At 37.4% G+C, this 19338-nt stretch carries 13 protein-coding genes and 4 pseudogenes; 10 read left to right on the top strand and 7 right to left on the bottom strand.

From position 1 onward, the window contains the following. Window positions 1–10: 10 nt before the first annotated feature. Window positions 11–2512, top strand: coding sequence for a phospholipid carrier-dependent glycosyltransferase (locus RIV7116_RS19075; RefSeq protein WP_015119945.1), 2502 nt, complete (start codon window positions 11–13; stop codon window positions 2510–2512). A 38-nt stretch (window positions 2513–2550) separates the two neighbouring features. On the opposite strand, the gene RIV7116_RS19070 is transcribed toward RIV7116_RS19075, so the two are convergent. The 4 genes from RIV7116_RS19070 to RIV7116_RS19055 all read right to left on the bottom strand — a co-directional run bounded on the left by RIV7116_RS19070 (window position 2551) and on the right by RIV7116_RS19055 (window position 5361). Continuing rightward, window positions 2551–3171: a hypothetical protein gene (locus tag RIV7116_RS19070; protein ID WP_015119944.1), complete on the bottom strand. Its 621-nt coding sequence runs from the start codon at window positions 3169–3171 to the stop codon at window positions 2551–2553. Between the two features lie 21 nt (window positions 3172–3192). After that, complete coding sequence (locus tag RIV7116_RS19065; RefSeq protein ID WP_015119943.1) at window positions 3193–3717, bottom strand: alpha-ketoglutarate-dependent dioxygenase AlkB; 525 nt, start codon at window positions 3715–3717, stop codon at window positions 3193–3195. A 172-nt stretch (window positions 3718–3889) separates the two neighbouring features. Then, a complete protein-coding gene (locus RIV7116_RS19060; protein WP_015119942.1) occupies window positions 3890–4264 on the bottom strand; it encodes a PH domain-containing protein in 375 nt (124 codons plus the stop codon). A gap of 116 nt (window positions 4265–4380) precedes the next feature. Beyond that, window positions 4381–5361: an aldo/keto reductase gene (locus tag RIV7116_RS19055; RefSeq protein WP_015119941.1), complete on the bottom strand. Its 981-nt coding sequence runs from the start codon at window positions 5359–5361 to the stop codon at window positions 4381–4383. A gap of 339 nt (window positions 5362–5700) precedes the next feature. Here RIV7116_RS19055 and RIV7116_RS19050 point away from each other — a divergent pair. From RIV7116_RS19050 to RIV7116_RS19030, 5 genes and pseudogenes are all read left to right on the top strand, one after another. Further along, window positions 5701–6364 (top strand): annotated as a pseudogene (locus RIV7116_RS19050) (Uma2 family endonuclease). 270 nt (window positions 6365–6634) lie between these two features. Next, window positions 6635–6778: a DUF2887 domain-containing protein gene (locus tag RIV7116_RS35045; protein ID WP_371261546.1), complete on the top strand. Its 144-nt coding sequence runs from the start codon at window positions 6635–6637 to the stop codon at window positions 6776–6778. A 138-nt stretch (window positions 6779–6916) separates the two neighbouring features. Continuing rightward, window positions 6917–7030, top strand: a pseudogene (locus RIV7116_RS35040) (DUF2887 domain-containing protein); the annotation flags it as partial. 579 nt (window positions 7031–7609) lie between these two features. Then, window positions 7610–9196, top strand: a complete 1587-nt coding sequence (locus RIV7116_RS19035; protein ID WP_015118533.1) for an RNA-dependent DNA polymerase — start codon at window positions 7610–7612, stop codon at window positions 9194–9196. Window positions 9197–9297: 101 nt separating this feature from the next. After that, window positions 9298–9915 (top strand): annotated as a pseudogene (locus tag RIV7116_RS19030) (DUF2887 domain-containing protein); the annotation flags it as partial. 67 nt (window positions 9916–9982) lie between these two features. On the opposite strand, the gene RIV7116_RS19025 reads toward RIV7116_RS19030, so the two are convergent. Next, window positions 9983–11533: a YcjF family protein gene (locus RIV7116_RS19025; RefSeq protein ID WP_015119940.1), complete on the bottom strand. Its 1551-nt coding sequence runs from the start codon at window positions 11531–11533 to the stop codon at window positions 9983–9985. Window positions 11534–11757: 224 nt separating this feature from the next. Here RIV7116_RS19025 and RIV7116_RS19020 point away from each other — a divergent pair, with 224 nt between their 5' ends. Then, window positions 11758–12282, top strand: a complete 525-nt coding sequence (locus tag RIV7116_RS19020; RefSeq protein WP_015119939.1) for a DUF937 domain-containing protein — start codon at window positions 11758–11760, stop codon at window positions 12280–12282. A 126-nt stretch (window positions 12283–12408) separates the two neighbouring features. Here RIV7116_RS19020 and RIV7116_RS19015 read toward each other — a convergent pair. Beyond that, window positions 12409–13077: pseudogene (locus tag RIV7116_RS19015) on the bottom strand (response regulator transcription factor); the annotation flags it as partial. Between the two features lie 401 nt (window positions 13078–13478). Next, window positions 13479–13718, bottom strand: coding sequence for a hypothetical protein (locus RIV7116_RS35035; protein ID WP_015119937.1), 240 nt, complete (start codon window positions 13716–13718; stop codon window positions 13479–13481). Between the two features lie 243 nt (window positions 13719–13961). Between RIV7116_RS35035 and RIV7116_RS19010 the strand changes: the two genes are divergently transcribed. The 3 genes from RIV7116_RS19010 to RIV7116_RS19000 all read left to right on the top strand — a co-directional run bounded on the left by RIV7116_RS19010 (window position 13962) and on the right by RIV7116_RS19000 (window position 19193). Next, window positions 13962–14495 (top strand): universal stress protein, encoded by a 534-nt coding sequence (locus RIV7116_RS19010; protein ID WP_015119936.1) that lies wholly within the window; start codon window positions 13962–13964, stop codon window positions 14493–14495. A 264-nt stretch (window positions 14496–14759) separates the two neighbouring features. Beyond that, the gene (locus tag RIV7116_RS19005) at window positions 14760–17900 is read left to right on the top strand and encodes a PAS domain S-box protein (RefSeq protein WP_015119935.1); all 3141 of its coding nucleotides are present in this window, start codon (window positions 14760–14762) and stop codon (window positions 17898–17900) included. 465 nt (window positions 17901–18365) lie between these two features. Next, window positions 18366–19193 carry a hypothetical protein gene (locus RIV7116_RS19000; RefSeq protein WP_015119934.1) on the top strand — a complete coding sequence of 276 codons (828 nt, stop codon included), beginning with the start codon at window positions 18366–18368 and terminating at the stop codon, window positions 19191–19193. Window positions 19194–19338 lie beyond the last annotated feature (145 nt).

Genomic DNA, 19338 nt, shown 5'->3' with positions numbered 1-19338 from the left:
CCCAATAATTATGAAACTGTTGATTCTGACTACAATCTGGCTCCTCGGTGTAATATGCGATCGCGTATGGTTTTTCTTTGATAAATCTATTCCTTCATGGGATCAAGCCGATTATTTAACTGGGAGTTTGAATTATTTGCAGGCTCTACAAAATCCAGATTTCTTAAATGGGGAATGGTGGCAAAACTTATGGTTATTGTCTTCAAAAATACCGCCATTTACTTATATTATTACGGCTTTTATTCAATCTGTTTACGGTAAGGGTTACGATGAAGCAACTTTGATAATGCTTGGTTTCAGCGCTGTTTTAATCTTTTCTGTATATGGCTTGGGTAAAATACTTTTTGGCGACACCGTAGGTTTATGGGCAGCCGCTTTGTGTCAAGTAATGCCGGGATTGTATAGATATCGTTTAGAATTTCTCTTAGACTATCCCCTCGCAGCAATAGTTACTTTAAGCTTCTTCTGTCTCACACTTTGGTTTTTTGCCGGATACAAAAACACAACTTTTAGAAAACAAAAAAATAATCGTACAAATACTTCCCCCCCTCCTCTTCTTTACGCAATATTCTTCGGCTTATCTTTCGGATTGGCGTTGATGGTGAAGCAAACGGCACTATTTTTTCTGATTACGCCGATAATTTGGGTGGTAGTTACATCGATACTTAAAGGATTATGGGGAAGATTATTGCAATTAATCGCTGCCTTTGGTTTGTCTACATTTATATTCGGCTGGTGGTATCGTACTAATTGGCTGCTAATTTTAACTTCTGGTAAACGAGCCACGGTTGATTCGGCAATTGCTGAAGGTGAAGCACCTTTAAATACGATTCAAGCTTGGATTTTTTATTGGCATCAACTACCATCACAAGTTTCTCTACCTTTATTATTAGTCCCTATTTTGGCATTACTACTTTATTGGGGAAAAGCTAAAAAACAGAGGAGAAGAGAAGGATTAGAATTATCAACTGCTTTGCAATGGCTGGCAATCTTTTTAATTGGTGCTTATATTTTATCCTGCTTAAATCCGAATAAAGATTTTCGCTATGTATTGCCGTATTTACCAGTTTTATCAGTATTTTTGGCTTATGGTTTAACTCGTTTTCAAGGAACTTTAGGAAAGCGTATCCGCTGGGGTACTTTCGGTTTAGCAATACTCTTAATGTTGTTTAATTTATTTCCCATCGGCGGAATTCCTGGATATTGGTTAACCCAAGCTCTCAGTAATAAAGTTCAACATTATCCTTACGTCGGAGAAAAATTTCCTCATACCCAAGTTATTAAACAAATTATTCAAACCGAACCATATTTGTATTCAAATGTAGGAGTATTGCCTTCAACCCCGCAAATCAACCAGCACAATTTAAATTATTACGGTGCATTACAAAATTTTCAAGTATATGGAAGACAGGTAGGAACTAAAAAAAGCTTTGTAAAGCAAGATGCAGGTTCTATTTCTTGGTTTTTAACTAAATCTAAAAAACAGGGTTCCGTACCTAAATCGCAAAATAAAATTACCAAAATTGTAGAACAGAATGGTGATTTTGAGCTAAATAAATCTTGGAATTTACCCGATGACAGTATTCTCAAACTTTATCATCAGAAAAATCCACCTGTTGTTGTAGAGAAGAGAGGTGGGAGAGAGGGGAGAAGTAATAATAATATTGTTTTAGAAAAGGTTGAAGTACCCCAGATAGCACCACCAGGAAAACCAGTGCCCGTAACTTATATTTGGGAAGGTAATTGGGAGCAATTGCAAAATGGTTTGATGCTGTTAACTTGGAAAAATGCCGATAACTCAAAATGGATTCATGACCATGCAATTGCTTTAGGAAAGCTGTATCCTTATGGTATCAAACCAGTAGGTAGATTCCAAGTTACTGAAAGAATAGCAATGCTACCACCTGCCGAGATTAAAAACGGTAACTATACTTTAGAAGCAACTTATCTAAATAAATTAACCGGACAAACTTATCCTCTTAACTCTCCCCAAACAATTCTACAAATCGATTCTCAAGCAACATCCATTCCAGCACCAGAATTAGATTTATCTACACAATTGCGTAGCCTAGCAGCGACATTACCCCAAGGAATCAAAGCATTAAATAAAGTCTTTTACGAAATCGGACGCATAAATCAATACGACCCCAATCAAGATTATTTAGTACAAACACGTAAAGCCTTAGAATATCGTTTACAGCAAGAACAAAACTTGAAATACGCTTACAGTGTTGCATTGACAGACATATTGCAGCGAAAACCACAAGCAGCGATCGCCTCTTTGCAGAGAGTAACGCAACTAGATAAAAATAACCCGTATGCATGGGCATATTTAGCATTTGTGCAGCTTTACGACTTCCAAGGAGCAGCAGCCGAAAAATCACTACAGCCAGCATTAGAAGAATTGTCAGATGTTAAAGAAATTAAAGCACTATCAGCAGTAGCTGCATTACAACAAGGTAAATTAATTCAAGTGTGGCAGCTTGTGAATGAATTAATGAATGGGGAATAGGGCATTGGGCATTGGGCATTGGGTAGAATTTCCCACTCCTAACTCCTAACTCCTAACGCTTTTAATAAAATTCTGATAATCGTTTCCAATTCTTCAGTAACCCGGTAAAGATTAATTCCTTCCTGAATATGTTTTTGCTGACGATATAATACCCCAAATTGCCAAATATTACCTGTGGTTACAGCACCTAATATTTCAGATTGTTGGGAATCAATCCATTTATCTAATGCTATCATTTCTGTTGCTAATTGCGTAAAACCTCTATTAATATCTGCTTGTTTAGCTTCAATAACGATTATATTAGTTCTCGAACGTAATAAATAATCTAACTTTCCCTGTAGTAGATTGCTAACCTTAATAGGATATTCTATTCGTAATTGTGCGCGTGAATAATGAATTAAATCTGTAACAATCGGTGCAATCAATATTTCTCTACGAGTAGCTTCATTTTCTAAATCTACATAAGGTAAAATTTCTTCAATACGTAACTTTAAATCCGATATTCGGTCTAAATCTTCTGAATATTGCGGTAAATCGATAAACTTTCTTTCAAAAGAGTAACCAAATTCAGCGGCTAAATCATCTGGAGGGAATCCCAATTCAAAGTAATTACTAAAAGTATAATAACGATTGGAATCAAGTAACGGTTGACGACTCATTATTTCCTAATCCCTATAATCTCAAACAATACATCTAAAACTTAAACTAATTCTTTCACCAGCACCATTTTGTTTTGGGATAGCGTGCATCCAATTATCTTGAACAGCTTTATCCATATACAAAAGTTTGCCAGGGCAAAGCAGATATTGAAACTTAATTTCCTTATCAGCTTTACTTCTAAAATAAATATATCTTTCACAACCAAGAGAAATAATTACAACACCAGTGCCTAATTTTAACTCCTTCGCAGAATCCGAATGATAACCCATAGTAGAATTACCATCGGGATAATAATTTAAAAGACAATTATTAGGTAAAAAGCCAACATTCGCGGCTATTTTGTGACAAATAGGTATCAAATCGGGAAGCATTTCAACTTGAGGATAAGTGATATTAGAATAATCATAAGCAACGCCAAAGCTTGCCGTTTTCCTAGCTTTTATTCTTTCATCCCAAACGATATTATCCCAAAGTGAAACAAATAATGCACTACTATTTTCTATAAAATTATCAATAAATACCAATTCCGGTTCTTTGCTACTCATAACTAGAAAATTGTAGGGTTGTTACAGCACAAATAGATTTTATTTTAAATTACTATTTAAATTATGCTGTAACGCACTATTTAACCAACATCTCAGCAACATCTCACCTCACCCCGCCCTTTGGGCACCCCTCTCCTTATAAAGGCAGAGGGGGAATTACCAATTACCTAATTTACAAAGTATAGTAACTCAAAAGCTGATAAACCTCATCTACAGCATTATCTCTTTTAAACTGAAATTCCTTTGGTAAATCATCTCCAGAAATCCAAACCTTAATTTCAGCATCTAAATCTAAAGTACCGGCACTTTCCTTGCTAAAATACTTAATAGACTTATAGGGAATCGATAAAAACTCAGTCTTCTTACCCGTCATTCCTTGCTTATCAATTAAAATAATTCTTTTATTTGTAAAAACAACCAAATCTCTAATTAATTTGAAAGCTTTGTGCATACTTTCCCCTTCAATCATCAAAGAAGCAAGTTCCCTTTCCAACTTCTCCGGATTAACCTCAGAAGCATTACCCATCATGCCGCTGAAAATTCCCATAACCTAACCCCTCTTAGTTCATAAATTTGATTGATTCTAACTTACTTGTAAAAATTTTAATTTGCACGCACTCAATGTAGAGACGTAACAATGCTACGTCTCCAAATCTATAGCAATTACTTTGTCTGAAAAATATTCTGCACCATCTTCTTATCAGTACTTGCCGCTGCTTTATCCAACTCTGCAATTTCTCCAGCATCCAATTCCCAACCCAAAGCACCAATATTCTGCCTTGCTTGCTCGGCATTTTTAGCTCCAGGAATAGGAATCGTACCTTTACAAATACACCAGTTAATTGCCACCTGAGCCATAGTTTTATTTCTAGATTCCGCAACTGCTCGCAAACATTCTAATAAAGATTTTGCACCGGGAATTAATTGTTTAAAAAGAAAATTTCTAATACCTTGAGGATATTTACTTTTATCTGTATATTTCCCCGTTAAAATTCCCAAACACAAAGGGCTGTAGGCAATTAACTTAATTCCCAACTCGTCGCAAACTTCCTTAACCCCCAACTCCGTAACTGGATAAGTTGACAGCAAAGAATACTGTACCTGCAAAGTCTTAATCGGGATTCCTCTTTCCGCAAACCTTTTGTGTACCTTTTGCAATCTTTTAGAGCCATAATTTGATAAACCCACACCCTTAACCAAACCTTGCTCGTACAAATCTCCCAACCCATCCAACAAAGCCCATTCCTGCCAGGGAAAATAATTCGCAGTTGACCAATGCATCTGTACTAAATCAACATTTTTCCCCAAACGTTTCGCAGAAGCTTTACCAGCAGATACCATAGCACCTCTAATTAACCTCCAAGGATAAGCAGCTAATTTAGTAGCAATGCAGATATCGTCTTTATTTACACCGTCATACTCTTTCGTAAAACGCCCCAAAAGCTTCTCACTCTGTCCGTTTAGCTTTCCCGTACCGTAGGAATCACCAGTATCAAATAAAGTTACACCGTTGCTGACACAAATATTAAATACTTCTTGTAGATCGTTATCCATGCCTTGATTGTATCCCCAAAGCACCTTGTTACCCCATGCCCAAGTTCCGCAACCCATTGTTGGTAAAGAGAGTTTTTGGTTAGTTTGCATCTTTGTTGGTTGTAGAAGTTTATTGTAGATGTACTAATACTAATTCTGTATAAGACTGTGCTTCATCGCTCTCAGCCTAGAAGGCTGGAGCTAAGTTTACGAAGCCCACCTACGTGGGCTAAATTCAGCGCATTTTTATAAAGAAATGTATAACCTTATTATTTATTAAAAGAGTAACGGTTTAATCGCTTGCATTTATAACAGATTCATTAATTCATCTATGCTTAAACTCGCTTGACGAATTATCTGTGATTTGGAACAGTAACTGTAGTTCTAAGTTCTTCTATAATCTTAGCGATGCTGCGTAATCGCTTAATCTATAATGCACCTTACCATCTCATTACTCAAACATTAAATAAAACAATAACATTTAAAGAGTTTATCGAATGGAAGCCAGAGAATAAATTATATGAACTGCACAATGGGGTAATTATTGAAGTGGCTCAACCAATTGGTAAACATGAAAATGTTGTGGGATTTTTGACTGAAAAAATCTTAGTTGAGTATGTTCGTTTAAAATTACCTTATTTTATTGCTTCTAAAGTACTGGTAAAACCTGATGGTAAAGAATCTGCTTACTTACCCGATGTGTTGCTACTAAATAAGCAAAATTTAAAAAATGAGCCGTTGTACGAGCAAGAATCTACTGTTTCTCAAAGTGAATCAATACCGTTAGTTGTAGAAGTTGTAAGTAAGGCAGCGCGTTGCGGGGGGAACCCCCGCAACGCGCTGCCTTACTAACTGGAGTGATGATTATGCTTTAAAATTTGATGAATACGAAACTATAGGCATACCAGAATATTTGATTATTGATTACTTAGGGCTAGGTGGTAGAAAATTTATTGGTAATCCTAAACAACCTACTATTACTGTGTGCCAATTAGAGGAAGGTGAGTACAAAAGTAGCTTATATAAAGATGATGAGATAGTTCAATTAAAATCATTCCCAGATTTAAAATTAACTGCTAAAGAAATTTTTCAATCTGCTTATATCGAAAGTTGAGTAAATTATTCCTTCCAATCCCCTATTCCCCTTTGGAAAAATGTTGTCAAGAAAAGCGCTTTGTATTTTAAAGAAGCATTTTCTTGGTTTGGATTACGTCCTAATCGAGTAATTGCAAGAACTTGTTAAATAAATTATGAATCAATAAAATTAATTACAATTCATCATTTTAAAACGGTACGTTATAGCTTCAGCTTTACGTACCTTATTATTTTATTATCGCGAATAAAAAATGTTATTAGTAATTTTAAAAGCTCATAAAACCATCTCATGCGCCGAGATTCTATATTTTACAAATTGTTTCAACAATACCCAAGTTTACTATTTGAATTGTTGACAAATCCACCAGACAATGCATCCGAATACAAATTTGATTGGGAGCATCCCAATGGCGGCAAAAAGCCCGCAGACTAAAAGCCTGGGGCTAATACTACCAAGCCCGACGACCTGGGCTAAGAATCTTAGTAGCCCAGGTCGTCGGGCTTCGTTTATGTAGCCGCACCCTTGCAGGGTGTCGGGTAAAATGTTTGTTCCGGCATCGGGATGCTCCCATTTGATTCGGTAGCTGTCAAAGAACCAAAATTTGAAATTGACGGGGTATTTCTCCCGCCAGAAAATCAAAATCCTGGTGCTGTATATTTCTGTGAGGTACAATTCCAAAAGGAGTGCGGCTCGTTCTTAGCAGGAACCCCTAGAAACTAGGGATGTATGGCTAAGGTATATTTTGAAATTGACTCTCAAAATATATAACTGTTCTTTCGATGTAGGTGAGCCAAGTAGCATAGAAAGGCAAGTCCTACCCTTGAGGAGACAAGTGACCCCCTACCTGCCCACAGTGACCATACTCGGAATTATGGAGGCTGAAGCTGGGAACAGGACGCAATCAGTTGTAAAACAAGCAGGTATCAACACTGGCGTTAATGGGAAGATGACATTGGGTAAACAAGTCCTAGAAAAGTGTCTTAGGAATCAAGCTACAACCTGAATCACAAATGTAGACTTCATCTTCTATATTCTCACAGCATTCTTCTTTTAATAGCTGTAATCTCTGAGAAGAGGATAGGCAAAGTGGACTGCCCTAAACCATCAAAACAATCGAAACAACGGAACGAGTAAAAACGGTGTAAAGGTCTGGGGAAAGGTCGAAACCCTAGTAGGTAAGACGAGATACGGAACCCCTTTACACCGGGTAGGACAGAGCGTAACTGCTCTGAGGTATTTAGAAAACGCAATTTGGAGTAAAGCATGATTAGGCACGGCAAAACCGCCAGTGAATCTTGGAAATCACTACCCTGGAAGAAATTTCGAGCGAATGTTTTCCGCTTACAAAGAAGAGTGTTCAAAGCTGTTCGAGTTGGCGACAAGCGCAAAGCCCGTCAATTACAGAAGCTTATCCTGAAATCTCGTGCGGCTAGGTTTCTGGCAATTCGTCAAGTAACACAGTTAAACGCTGGTAAGAAGACAGCAGGTATTGATGGCAAAAAGTCCCTTACTTTTGAGGAACGCTTTGCACTCGAAGAGCTGCTAAAAGCAAAAAGTAGCAAGTGGAAACACCAAAAGTTACGAGCAATTCCAATCCCTAAAAAAGATGGGACAACTACACGATTGCTTAAAATTCCAACTCTTGCGGACAGATGCTGGCAATGCCTAGCTAAGTACGCATTAGAACCAGCACATGAAGCAACTTTTCACAAACACAGCTACGGATTCAGAACTGGGCGCTCTGCCCATGATGCTCAAAAGCAGGTTTTTCAAAACCTCAAATCAAGTTCCAATGGCATCAACAAGAGAATCCTTGAGTTAGATATAGAAAAGTGCTTTGACCGGATTAACCATTCCTCCATCATATCTAACCTTATTGCCCCTAATCGGCTAAAATTAGGTATATTCCGATGCCTTAAAGTTGGAATAAATCCCGATTTCCCAGAACAAGGTACTTGTCAAGGTGGGGTGGTGAGTCCACTACTAGCTAACATCGCCCTCAACGGAATAGAAGAACTACACAAATATCACACAAATAAAGGACGCAAAATAAAAGCAACTACCCCTGAAAAGGACATTAATACTGCCTGCGTTCGATATGCCGATGATATGGTATTTTTCCTACGACCAGAAGACGATGAAAAAGAAATACTCGATAATATTAGCCAATTCCTAGCAAAAAGAGGACTAAAGGTAAGTGAGAAAAAGACAAAGCTAACCGCTTCGACTTTCGGATTTGATTTCTTGGGCTGGCACTTCAAAGTACAGCAAAACGGAAAGTTTAGAAGCTCTCCCTCAGAGGAAAACTTTAAAGCATTCCGCAAGAAAGTCAAGAAAATTGCTAACAACTCGAATTATGGTGCATCAGAAAAAGCTAAGAAATTAGCTCCAATAGTCCGAGGATGGAGACAATACCATAAGTTCTGTAAAATGGACAGTGCTAGATTCAACCTCTATCACATACAACACAGAGCCTACAAGGTATTTAACCAAGAAACTAAACAAGACCGCCTATCTAGTAAAAAACTGCTAGATAAAGCCTTCCCAACAGTTTGTTACTCCGAAAACCGCCACATCAAAGTTAAAGGAAATAAATCACCTTTTGACGGAGATTTAGTCTATTGGAGCAAACGCAACAGTAAGCTATATGACGGCATAACCTCAAGATTATTAAAGAAGCAAAACCATACCTGTGGATACTGTGGTCACAAATTAACCTCGGAAGAAAAGGTTAATCTACATCACTGTGACGGCAATCATTCTAACTGGAAGGACTATAACCTAACAGTGGTACACGAAAGTTGTCATGATTACATCCACATGAAGCAAAAGGGAAAGGAACTCAGATAGAACTTTAACCCTAAAAATATCGGAAGCTGGATGCTCGGAAACGGGCACGTCCAGATTTAAAAGAGAGGGGCGAGAGGTAATACTCTCCCTCGACTCTACCTGAAAGACTTTACGAAAGAGTATTTGCAGAATCTTCCCTATACTTCTATCGTAATCGCAACAGATTCAACGACTGGCAAGTTGTGATAATTTACCCATCCCGTAATACCGAGCAAAGCGATATTTTCCCCCATCGCGGACAACTCAACAGCCCTCAAGTACATAGAGTTTATTTAGATGAACTCGGAGATATTCGCGAATTACCAGTTTGGGTAGCGTTGATGGTTCTAACTACCGTTAATGAAGAACAAGCACCCGAAGAAGCTAGGTATTTAATCTTACGCTCTTCCAACGAACAGCCAGAAACTAGAAGTCAGGTAATAATAGATTTAATTACGACAATAATAGCTTACAAATTTGAACAACTTAGCCGAAACGAGGTAGAAAAAATGTTAGGAATTACTCTCAAAGAAACTAGACTTTACCAAGACATTAAGGAGGAAGAAGCACAGTCGCTGATTCTTCGTTTACTAAATCGACGAGTCGGAGAATTACCCCAAGAAATACGTCAACGTGTTGAAAGTCTTTCCCTAGAACAATTAGAAAACCTTGGGGAAGCGTTGCTTGATTTTAACAGCATGGTTGATTTACAAACTTGGTTGGAAGAGGTTAGTAGTTAGTAGTTAGGAGTTAGGAGTTAGGAGTTAGGAGTTAGTTAAAAATGACCAATTACCAATTACCTATTACCTATTCCCCAATCTCTTCTTCTACAACTTCCTTCCTATCCGTCAACGGTTTAACAACTTTCGCAATCGCTTCAGAAATAAAGGCTTTCACAAATTCATCGCGACGATTTAACTGAAACTGTCTTTGTACAACTTCTGTCATTCCTCCATCACCCCAATCTTGATCGTGACGGAAATATTCGATAAAGCTTTTACCGGCAATTCTGGTTAAATAAGCTGCCGTTACTCCTTGAATTGCTTTACCAAGTACTAAAGTTGCAATGTTTAACTGTAGCGCTGTAGTAACTAACTGCAAAGCACCTTTAACTATTCCCAAGCTAGCTAAAGTTTTCGCGAGAGAAAGCGCTAATTCCCTTCCCCTTTCCATATTCAATTCGCAACCGTAAACTCTGCCAATTTCTACTACCATTTGCGCGTTTACCGCAGCAGTTGCGAGCAAATCTACTACCGGTAATGGTGTTACCGAAACTACTCCCGCCCCAATCCACTGAAATCTATCTACAATTTTATTCGCTTGCCGACGACGTTGAGAATCAATCAGTTTTCTGGCTTCTTCTCCCAATCTTATCGATTGCAGCAAAATATTGTCAGCGACTAAATCTTCTCCTTCTGCCCGTAAAATTGCTGCCATTCTGCGTAATAAAGGTACGATTTCTGGTTCTGAACGAAATACATCGCCATTTTCTAGCTCTACCTCCTGCGGATTAGCCGCGATCGCAACCACATCGCTGGTGGGAATAAAGCCCCGCACTCGCTCGCGCAGTTTAGCTAAAATTACTTGGGTGTCTTCTTCTGCATACAAATCGGTTTTATTGAGTACTAGTAAAGAACGTTTACCAATTTCCGCTAATGCTTTCAAAGGTTCGTATTCCGAACGTCGCAAATCGTTATCTACAACAAATAATAATAAATCGGCAGATGTAGCTAATTCCCTTGCGAACTGTTCCCTTTCCGTACCGGCAACCCCCGCTTCCAAAATGCCCGGTGTATCGGTAATTAAAATTCTGCGCTCCATCCCCTTAAGCCGCAGACAGTAAGTTTCCCCAACGGTTGTAGTGCCCATCGGTGCATTCACCTTACCTACCATTCTTCCCATCACCGCATTCACCAAAGAAGTTTTACCTGCACTTCCCGTACCAAACACCACCACTTGAATTTCACCGCGCGATAAATTAGCTTCGATTTCGCGGGATTTACTCAGCAAAGCTTGGCGGGAAACTTCATCTTGAATTTGCGAAACCTGTTTGCGTACAGCTTCCAAAGTTGTAGAAGCCGTTTCGGTTTTCTTTTCAGGAAGTTTAATATTAGGACGTTTGCGGCTGCGGCTACGCTGTTCCCCAGATTGAATTTTCAGAGCATAATAAACAAAAGCTGCAATTAATGCTGCAACTAAAATCACCAGCAAAAACAGCAGTAAATTACCCAGAAATGGGGAATAAGATAACTGCCAATAAAGCCGAGACAGCGAATCTATCAACCAGAGACTCAGCCCTAGGATGACAATTAAGCCGACAATTAACGTAACTAAGCGTGATACAGGTAGTTGGCGCATTGGGCATTAGGCATGGGGAATTGGGCATGGGGAATTGCAAATTGGTAGAAGAATAATTTACTTGTTACTTGCTATTCACTCCTAAATTTTAACTATTCGCTTCGCCTCTATGCCCGATGCTCAATTCCCTATTTACATGATTTTTTTCTAATATAAACGTGAAGGCACTTGTTGAACGTGTAACAATTTTTCAACAGGAAATATAAATAAGGAGATATCAGGTTATGGGATTATTCGATCAAGTTCTGAATGCAGTTAACAATCCCGAGACATTAGGCAGTATGGATGATATTGGCGGTATCCTTAATACCGTACAGCAGTTGAGTGGTAATGCCGGGACTAACTCTTCGACAATGCAATCTGCTATGAGTGTTGTAGGTAACTTTGTTCGTTCTTCTTTGCAACAAAAGCGAGTTAACGAAGGCGAACAGCAAGCTCAATCTATAGTAGACCAATTTAGCGGTACTTCCCCCAATTCTCAAGCTGTTAATACACTTTTCTCTGGAGCTATGCAGCAACAGGTAGTGCAGGAAATTGCTCAACGTACTGGCTTAGATATGACTAAGGCTCAACAAATGCTGCCAATGTTGGTTCCTTTGGTACTGCAATTTTTACAGTCGGGTACTAATTCTCAAAATCGTCAGTCTAGTGGAAATTCGGTTCTTAATAGCTTCCTCGATGCTGACGGTGATGGTGATGTTGATATTTCCGACGCTATGGGAATGGCTAGCCGTTATCTAGGAAGATAGGTTTAGTTAACTGTTAATTGTTAACCAGACCTTTTTTCCCTCTCCTTTATAAGGAGAGGGGTGCCTGGAGGGCGGGGTGAGGTAAAAAATGTACATAAAAATATTTCAACCAGTAGATTTAACAATTGGATTCAAGCGATAGCCGATACCATAAACTGTTTCAATTGTGTTGCGAGGGACACCCGCATTTCTTAACTTCATTCGCAATCCTTTAATATGAGTTCTTACAGCTTCTTCGGTAGGAGTGTCTTCATAAGACCAAAGATGTTCTAAAATCATTCTGCAACTGAATATACGGTGAGTATTTCTTAAAAATAACTCTAATAGGGCGTATTCTTTGGGAGTTAAAGAAATTAGTTGTTTTTTATAAGTTACTTCATAGCGTCTGGGGTCAAGCTGTAAAAAACCATATTTTAGAATAGGTAAAGATTTTATTTTACCCCTACGTAAAAGAGCGCGGATACGGGCAGTTAATTCTTCTTCATCAAAAGGTTTTACCATGTAATCATCTGCCCCAGCATCCAAAGCTACAGCCTTTTCATGGGGACAATTGCGCGCTGTTAACAACATGATTGGTATTTGCAAACCGTTGGAGCGTATCTGTTTGCACAGACTAATACCATCGAGCTTAGGTAAAGTAATATCTAAGAGAATTAAATCGTAATCAAAAATTTTGATAAATTCCCAAGCTTCTTCTCCATCGTAAGCAATTTCAGTCACATAATTTTGATGAGCCAAAATTAGGCTCACTACTTTTGCAACATATTGGTCATCTTCTACTATCAATATTTTCATCCCTATAGCTTTTAGCAAAGCGGAAAAGGATTAAGATAATGAGATTTAATTAATTTTAATATTAAAATATTTAGCTGATAGCGCTTTGCTTTACTTAATGGTTCTCAACTATTCTTTATATTTATTAAAATTCAAATAATCTACTCTTTCGTATCTCGAAAATAAGCTGCGACGCATTTAACTGATATATTTATTTATTTAATACCTTTGACGTTTCACGGCGTTTTATGTTTCTTAACTACCTAAAAAAAGGGGACTTAAGTCAAAGTCCCCCTTATAAGGGGAAATTTAAGAAAATCTCACCACAAGTCTGTACTAAGTAGCTTGCAGTTGAAGAGAGTGGTTGGTGAAAATGAAATTGAAAAAGATTATTTGATAGTACTACCTGCTTCATTAAATTATTAAACTGATGAGGTAGCGAGTTCGGAATCATTAGTAGAAGATTGACTGATATTTAAGCTCGGATTTTCTATTTTTTGAAGATTTATGGATAGTTTTTCCGATATTGATGCTGTTAAACTATGAGAATTGGGCAAAGCGGATACAGGCATTTCTTGCCAGCAACTCGGACAAAACCAGTAAACATGATTATGGCTAATGTGAGATAAAAGCGTATCTTTACAGCAAGGACAGTAATTCATAATTGCTTTTTAAACCTCTATTAATTATTTGCGATTATCTCGAAGGTGCGAACAATGTTTTGGCATGGGAATCCCTGAAACATTGATTTTACAAGTATATAAAACAAGTTTGAGGAACTTGTGAGCAAAATACAATCGATGTTTTCTATCCTGAGTGCGATTAATTAAAACTCGATCCTCACAAAATCCTCATATTCTTCGACTATAAAGGATCTATTAGCACTTAAGTGGAGATTAATCCATATGCTGAAAAAAATTATTGTAGCCATTGATAGCTTATCTATGAGTCAGCATGTGTTTGATGAAGCTGTATATTTAGCGAAAGCAACAGATGCTAAATTAATGGTTTTACATGTTTTATCTCCCCTCGACGAGCAATATATTGACCCTTTGTTTCTGCAACCAACTATTCTTTATCCAGAATTACAAATAAATAATAGTAAATATGCAAATGACTGGGAGAATCTCAAAAAAGATAGATTAAATTGGCTGCATTTTATGTGCAAGCAAGCAACTGAATTAGGAGTAAAAGCAGAATTTTCTCAGAACATTGGCGAACCATCTCGAATGATTTGCGATATTGCTCGAAATTGGGAGGCTGATGTAATTGTAATCGGTCGCCGGGGTCGTCGGGGAATCAGCGAATTTATAATGGGTAGTGTTAGCAATTACGTACTTCATCATGCTCATTGTTCGGTATTTATAGTACAAGGGAAAATTGCCGATTTTAAGGAAATACATGAAGAAAGAGCAGAAAAAGCTGAAGTTTTGCGTTGAGTTTAAGTTATTTGAAGTTAGTTAGTGTAGAGGCACTTTAAATATTGTGTCTCTACAATTGATTGTTGAGTGCGAAATACTTAAAAAATTGTTAAGATATTAATATAACTAATTTTAAAAAGAAAGAATCAATAATTTTTTGTTTAGATAAAATCGGTAAAACAGGTTCTTTCCGCCATCTACTGAGTTAAAAACATAATATATACAGTACGTACAGTATATATAGTCTGACTGCCTGATTTTTTTTTACAAGGCATTGTAATTATGTCATCTATTACCAGTTTGAATGATTTACTGTCGCTAAATCGGGTTATTGAGACTTATTATCTAAAAGTTGCACCCGATACTTTGGTAAACGATGCAATTACTTTAATGCTGAATATAAGTTATGGAGATGAAGAAAAGCCCAGTTGCATATTAGTGATTGATGAATGCCGCTTAGTGGGAATATTCACTCAAGAAGTGGCTCTCAGAATTGCTGTTTCTGGAAAAGATTTATCGACTATGCCGGTATCTCAGGTAATGATAAGGCAAGTAATCAGCTTAAAAAAAACTGCAAATCAAAATATATTGACAGCATTAAAAATAATCCGCGAGCATGAAATTTCTCACTTACCAATTGTGGATGAGGAAGATAATTTGCTGGGAATTATTGAAGAGAAAAACTTATTACAATTCTTTGTGGATGAACACGAGCGAATTATCCACACAATAAAACATGCGGATGCTAATGGCAAGCCAGACATTAATCATATTCGGGCTGCAGAAGCCCAAATTAAATTTGATGCAAATATTTTAGCTCACGTCAGCGATGCGGTTATTGCTGTCGATAAGGAGCATAAAATTATCTATTTAAATCAAAGAGCCGAGCAGCAATATAATATCAAAGCTGCGGATTTTATCGGACGTAGTTTAAAAGATGTTTATCAATATCGCTGGCTGAAGGAAGAAGATAGGCAATTTGCGAAAGAAAGTTTATCTAGAAGTGCTTGGTGGCAAGGAGAAAATATTCACGTTAAGAAAAATGGAGAAGAAATTTACGTCGAATTATCAGTTAGTCTTTTAAAAAATCATCGCGGCGAGCAAATTGGTTTGTTAGCTGTAATTAGAGATATTACTAAACGCAAACAAGCTGAAGAAAAGTTACGTCAAACTGAAGATTTGCTGCAAGAAGCCGAGAGAATAGCTAAAATTGGCAGTTGGTCTTGGGATTTAGCTAAAAATGAATCATGGTGGTCTAGAGAGTTATATAGATTTACCAATCGCAACAAAGGTAATTCTAAACCTAATGTCGCAACTATTAGTCAATTTATTCATCCTGCGGATAGAGAAAGAATAAATAAGTTAACTTTAAATGCGATTGAAAAAGGTATTCCTTATGAAACCGAATTCCGATTTATATGTTCGGATGGCTCCATCGGTTATGCATTTTCTTGTGGAAAAGTAGAAAAAGATGAGAAAGGAAATATTGTTCGTTTTTACGGTATTTCTAAAGATGTTACTGAATACAAACAAGCAGAAGCGGCTTTACGAGAAAGCGAAGAAAGATTCCGTATAATGGCAGATACAGCCCCTGTAATGATTTGGATGTCTGGCTGTGATAAACTTTACCACTACTTTAATGCTAAGTGGCTGGAATTTACTGGAAAAACTTTAGAACATGAACTCGGTAATGGTTGGACACAAGGGGTTCATCCAGATGATAGACAGCGCTGCATAGAAATTTATGTTAATTCTTTTGATGCTCGTCAAGCATTTTCCATGGAGTATCGTCTGCAAAATAAGCATGGCGAATATCGCTGGGTTTTGGATAAAGGTACTCCTAGATTTGATGCAGATGAAAATTTTGTCGGCTATATTGGTTCTTGCATAGATATAACCGAGCGCAAACAGGCAGAAGAAAAAATAGCTCAGCAGGCGGTATTGCTTGATGTTGCTACAGACGCAATTTTATTAAGAAGTGTAGCAGGAGAAATTTTATACTGCAACCAAAGTGCCGAGCGGATGTATGGTTGGACGGCAGATGAAGCTGTGGGGAAAAAAGCCGATGAGCTTTTATACAAGGAAGTAACTCAAGAGTTAACCGAAGCTTTGCAGGAAGTTGGACGCAGCGGTTCGTGGCAAGGTGAATTACATAAAATTACCAAGCAGGGTAGAGAAATTACGGTTGCTAGCCGCTGGACTTTGGTAAGCGACGAAGCCGGAAACCCAAAATCAATTTTGACTGTAGACACCGATATCACCGAGAAAAAACTACTTGAAAGCCAGTTTCTCCGCGCTCAACGCTTGGAAAGCCTCGGTACCTTAGCAAGCGGTATTGCTCACGATTTGAATAATATGCTCACACCAATTTTAGCGATCGCTCAATTATTACCGCTAAAACTCGGGCATGTTGACGACACTTCTAAAGAAATGCTGCAAATGTTAGAAGCTAATACCAAGCGAGGGGCTAATTTAGTCAAACAGGTTTTGTCTTTTGCTCGCGGTAACGAAGGTAAGCGCACGGTATTGCAAGTTAAGCATTTACTAAAAGATATCGAGCAGTTTGCTAAGGGCACATTTCCTAAAAGCATCACCATCGAAAGGAATTTACCGAGAGATTTATGGACAGTTTCGGCAGACGCAACCCAACTGCATCAGGTATTTATGAATTTAGTCGTAAATGCCCGAGATTCCATGCCCGAGGGAGGAACTTTAAGCATTGAAGCAGAAAATAAATTTATTGATGAAAGTTATGCCAAAATGAATATCGAGGCACAAGTTGGCTCTTATGTCTTGGTTACTATTGCTGACACTGGAATTGGTATTTCTCCACAAATAATAGATAGAATTTTTGACCCATTTTTTACTACCAAACAGGTAGGAGAAGGTACGGGATTAGGTTTATCGACGGTTTTAGGTATTGTTAAAAACCACGGTGGTTTTATTGAAGTATCGAGCAAAATAGACTCGTACACTCAGTTTAAAGTTTATCTACCAAGTATAGAGGACAAGGCTTCAGTAATACCAGAAAATAAACAGTTTCCTAGTGGGAATAATGAATTAATTTTAGTTGTAGATGATGAAGCAGGAATTTGTGAAATTATTAAAACAACCCTTGAAACCTATAATTTCCGCGTAATTACCGCCAAAGATGGGATTGAAGCTCTTGCAATTTATGTGCAGCGAAAAAAAGAAATTAATATCGTTTTAATCGATATAATGATGCCCTTAATGGACGGCGAAACAGCCATCCGCACGTTACAGCAAATTAATCCGCAGGTCAAAATTATTGCAATGAGCGGATTGCTTTCTAATGAAACTTTAGCGGAAGCCAATGGTAATATTTTTCAAGCTTTTCTATCGAAGCCTTTTAGTGCGAGCGAACTATTAAATGCTTTGGCAAGGGTTAAGAATAAGTCATAGTAAATATATGTTTTTCTAACCTATCTAAAGATATATTTTAAATTATTTCTTTAAGGTATTGACAAATATGCATCACTGTAATTTTTATGAGAATAACTATTGCATTTTTCAGCAATATGACTTTTTGAATATTTACAAGACTTAAAAATCAAAAATAAACTGACTTTTAAAATATTTATTTTTGATTCATTTTTTCCCTCTTTCTTAAGATAGAAGTCAATCGAGTTTTTATGTTTTATTCTTGACAGAGCTAAATGTCTGAAATGTTGTGAAATGTCGCCTATCTAATATAGAAAAACGTTTTATATATAGCTGCCATTCGTTAATAAAGCCGAAGATAAGCAGTGTGAGGAGGATAGAAATAAATTGAAAAAAATGTTGCGACTTCACATTTCAGGCAATGCACTTTAGCAACATTGCTAACTGCAATTATTAAATAGATACTAAATTAGGGAGTGATTTTTCATGGCATACGGATTTCGTTCAAAAGCTTTAGCCTTAGCTTTAAGTGCTTTGATTCTTCCAGCTTGTGCAGAGAATCAACCTGAAGCAAGCGCACCAGGAGAAACCACCCAGCAAGAAGCAGAAAACGTAACTGCTGAGGAAGTTGCTGATAAAACTAGTAAACTAGTTGGTAAGAGCGTAACAATCAGAAGTAACGCTATCAACAAAATTAGTCCTACCACCTTTGCCGTTACCGATGATGACTTTTTTGGTGGAGATACTATCTTAGTTGTAAATGCATCAGGAGAAGCTCAAGAGCTTCCTGAAGGTACAGAATTGCAAATCACCGGTGAAGTTAAGAAGTTTGCTAGTGCTGATTTTAACAATGAGTATAAGTTGAAGCTTAACTCAAAAGATTATGAAAAGTTCGAGGGTAAAGCAGCAATTGTTGCTCAGTCAATTGCATTAGCACCAAAGCCCGGTCAAATTACAACTAGCCCTGACGAGTATTACAATAAAGTAATTGCAGTACCTGGTGAAATTGAAAATGTCACGGGTGATGGTGTATTTACTCTTGATGAGGAAAAGTTAATTGGTGCTGAGGATTTATTAGTTTTGGTACCAAATAATAAGGATGTGGTTCCATACAAAAAGAACGTGAAAAAGGGTGAGACGGTTGTAGCTACAGGTACATTAAGGAAATTTGTAGTTGCAGATTTAGAGAAAGAATATGGATTCACCTGGGATGATGGTGTCAAAACTAAGTTAGAAGCAGAATATAAAGAGAAGCCTGTATTAGTAGTTAACACTATATATCCTTCTGCTTTACCTGATTCTTTAGAGAAATAAATTTTTCAGTTGAATTTCTAGCAGGGTAAATAGTTTTTTATCGAAATAGGGGTTTTCATGCGAGATGAAAACTCCTTTTTTATATTTTATCTAATTGGTAATTGGTAGTTGGTAATTGGTAATCAACAACTGTTCAAAACTTCAA

This window comes from Rivularia sp. PCC 7116 (genome assembly GCF_000316665.1).
Lineage (GTDB): Bacteria > Cyanobacteriota > Cyanobacteriia > Cyanobacteriales > Nostocaceae > Rivularia.
This window is presented reverse-complemented; position numbering and strand designations above follow the sequence as displayed.

Excerpts from the sequence above, each read along its gene's own strand:
- RIV7116_RS19055 (WP_015119941.1), bottom strand. The coding sequence starts at position 5,361 with ATGCAAACTAACCAAAAACTCTCTTTACCAACAATGGGTTGCGGAACT.
- RIV7116_RS35035 (WP_015119937.1), bottom strand. The coding sequence starts at position 13,718 with ATGAATTACTGTCCTTGCTGTAAAGATACGCTTTTATCTCACATTAGC.
- RIV7116_RS19065 (WP_015119943.1), bottom strand. The coding sequence starts at position 3,717 with ATGAGTAGCAAAGAACCGGAATTGGTATTTATTGATAATTTTATAGAA.
- RIV7116_RS35045 (WP_371261546.1), top strand. The coding sequence starts at position 6,635 with ATGCGCCGAGATTCTATATTTTACAAATTGTTTCAACAATACCCAAGT.
- RIV7116_RS19005 (WP_015119935.1), top strand. The coding sequence starts at position 14,760 with ATGTCATCTATTACCAGTTTGAATGATTTACTGTCGCTAAATCGGGTT.
- RIV7116_RS19035 (WP_015118533.1), top strand. The coding sequence starts at position 7,610 with ATGATTAGGCACGGCAAAACCGCCAGTGAATCTTGGAAATCACTACCC.
- RIV7116_RS19010 (WP_015119936.1), top strand. The coding sequence starts at position 13,962 with ATGCTGAAAAAAATTATTGTAGCCATTGATAGCTTATCTATGAGTCAG.
- RIV7116_RS19000 (WP_015119934.1), top strand. The coding sequence starts at position 18,366 with ATGGCATACGGATTTCGTTCAAAAGCTTTAGCCTTAGCTTTAAGTGCT.
- RIV7116_RS19020 (WP_015119939.1), top strand. The coding sequence starts at position 11,758 with ATGGGATTATTCGATCAAGTTCTGAATGCAGTTAACAATCCCGAGACA.
- RIV7116_RS19060 (WP_015119942.1), bottom strand. The coding sequence starts at position 4,264 with ATGGGAATTTTCAGCGGCATGATGGGTAATGCTTCTGAGGTTAATCCG.
- RIV7116_RS19070 (WP_015119944.1), bottom strand. The coding sequence starts at position 3,171 with ATGAGTCGTCAACCGTTACTTGATTCCAATCGTTATTATACTTTTAGT.
- RIV7116_RS19075 (WP_015119945.1), top strand. The coding sequence starts at position 11 with ATGAAACTGTTGATTCTGACTACAATCTGGCTCCTCGGTGTAATATGC.
- RIV7116_RS19025 (WP_015119940.1), bottom strand. The coding sequence starts at position 11,533 with ATGCGCCAACTACCTGTATCACGCTTAGTTACGTTAATTGTCGGCTTA.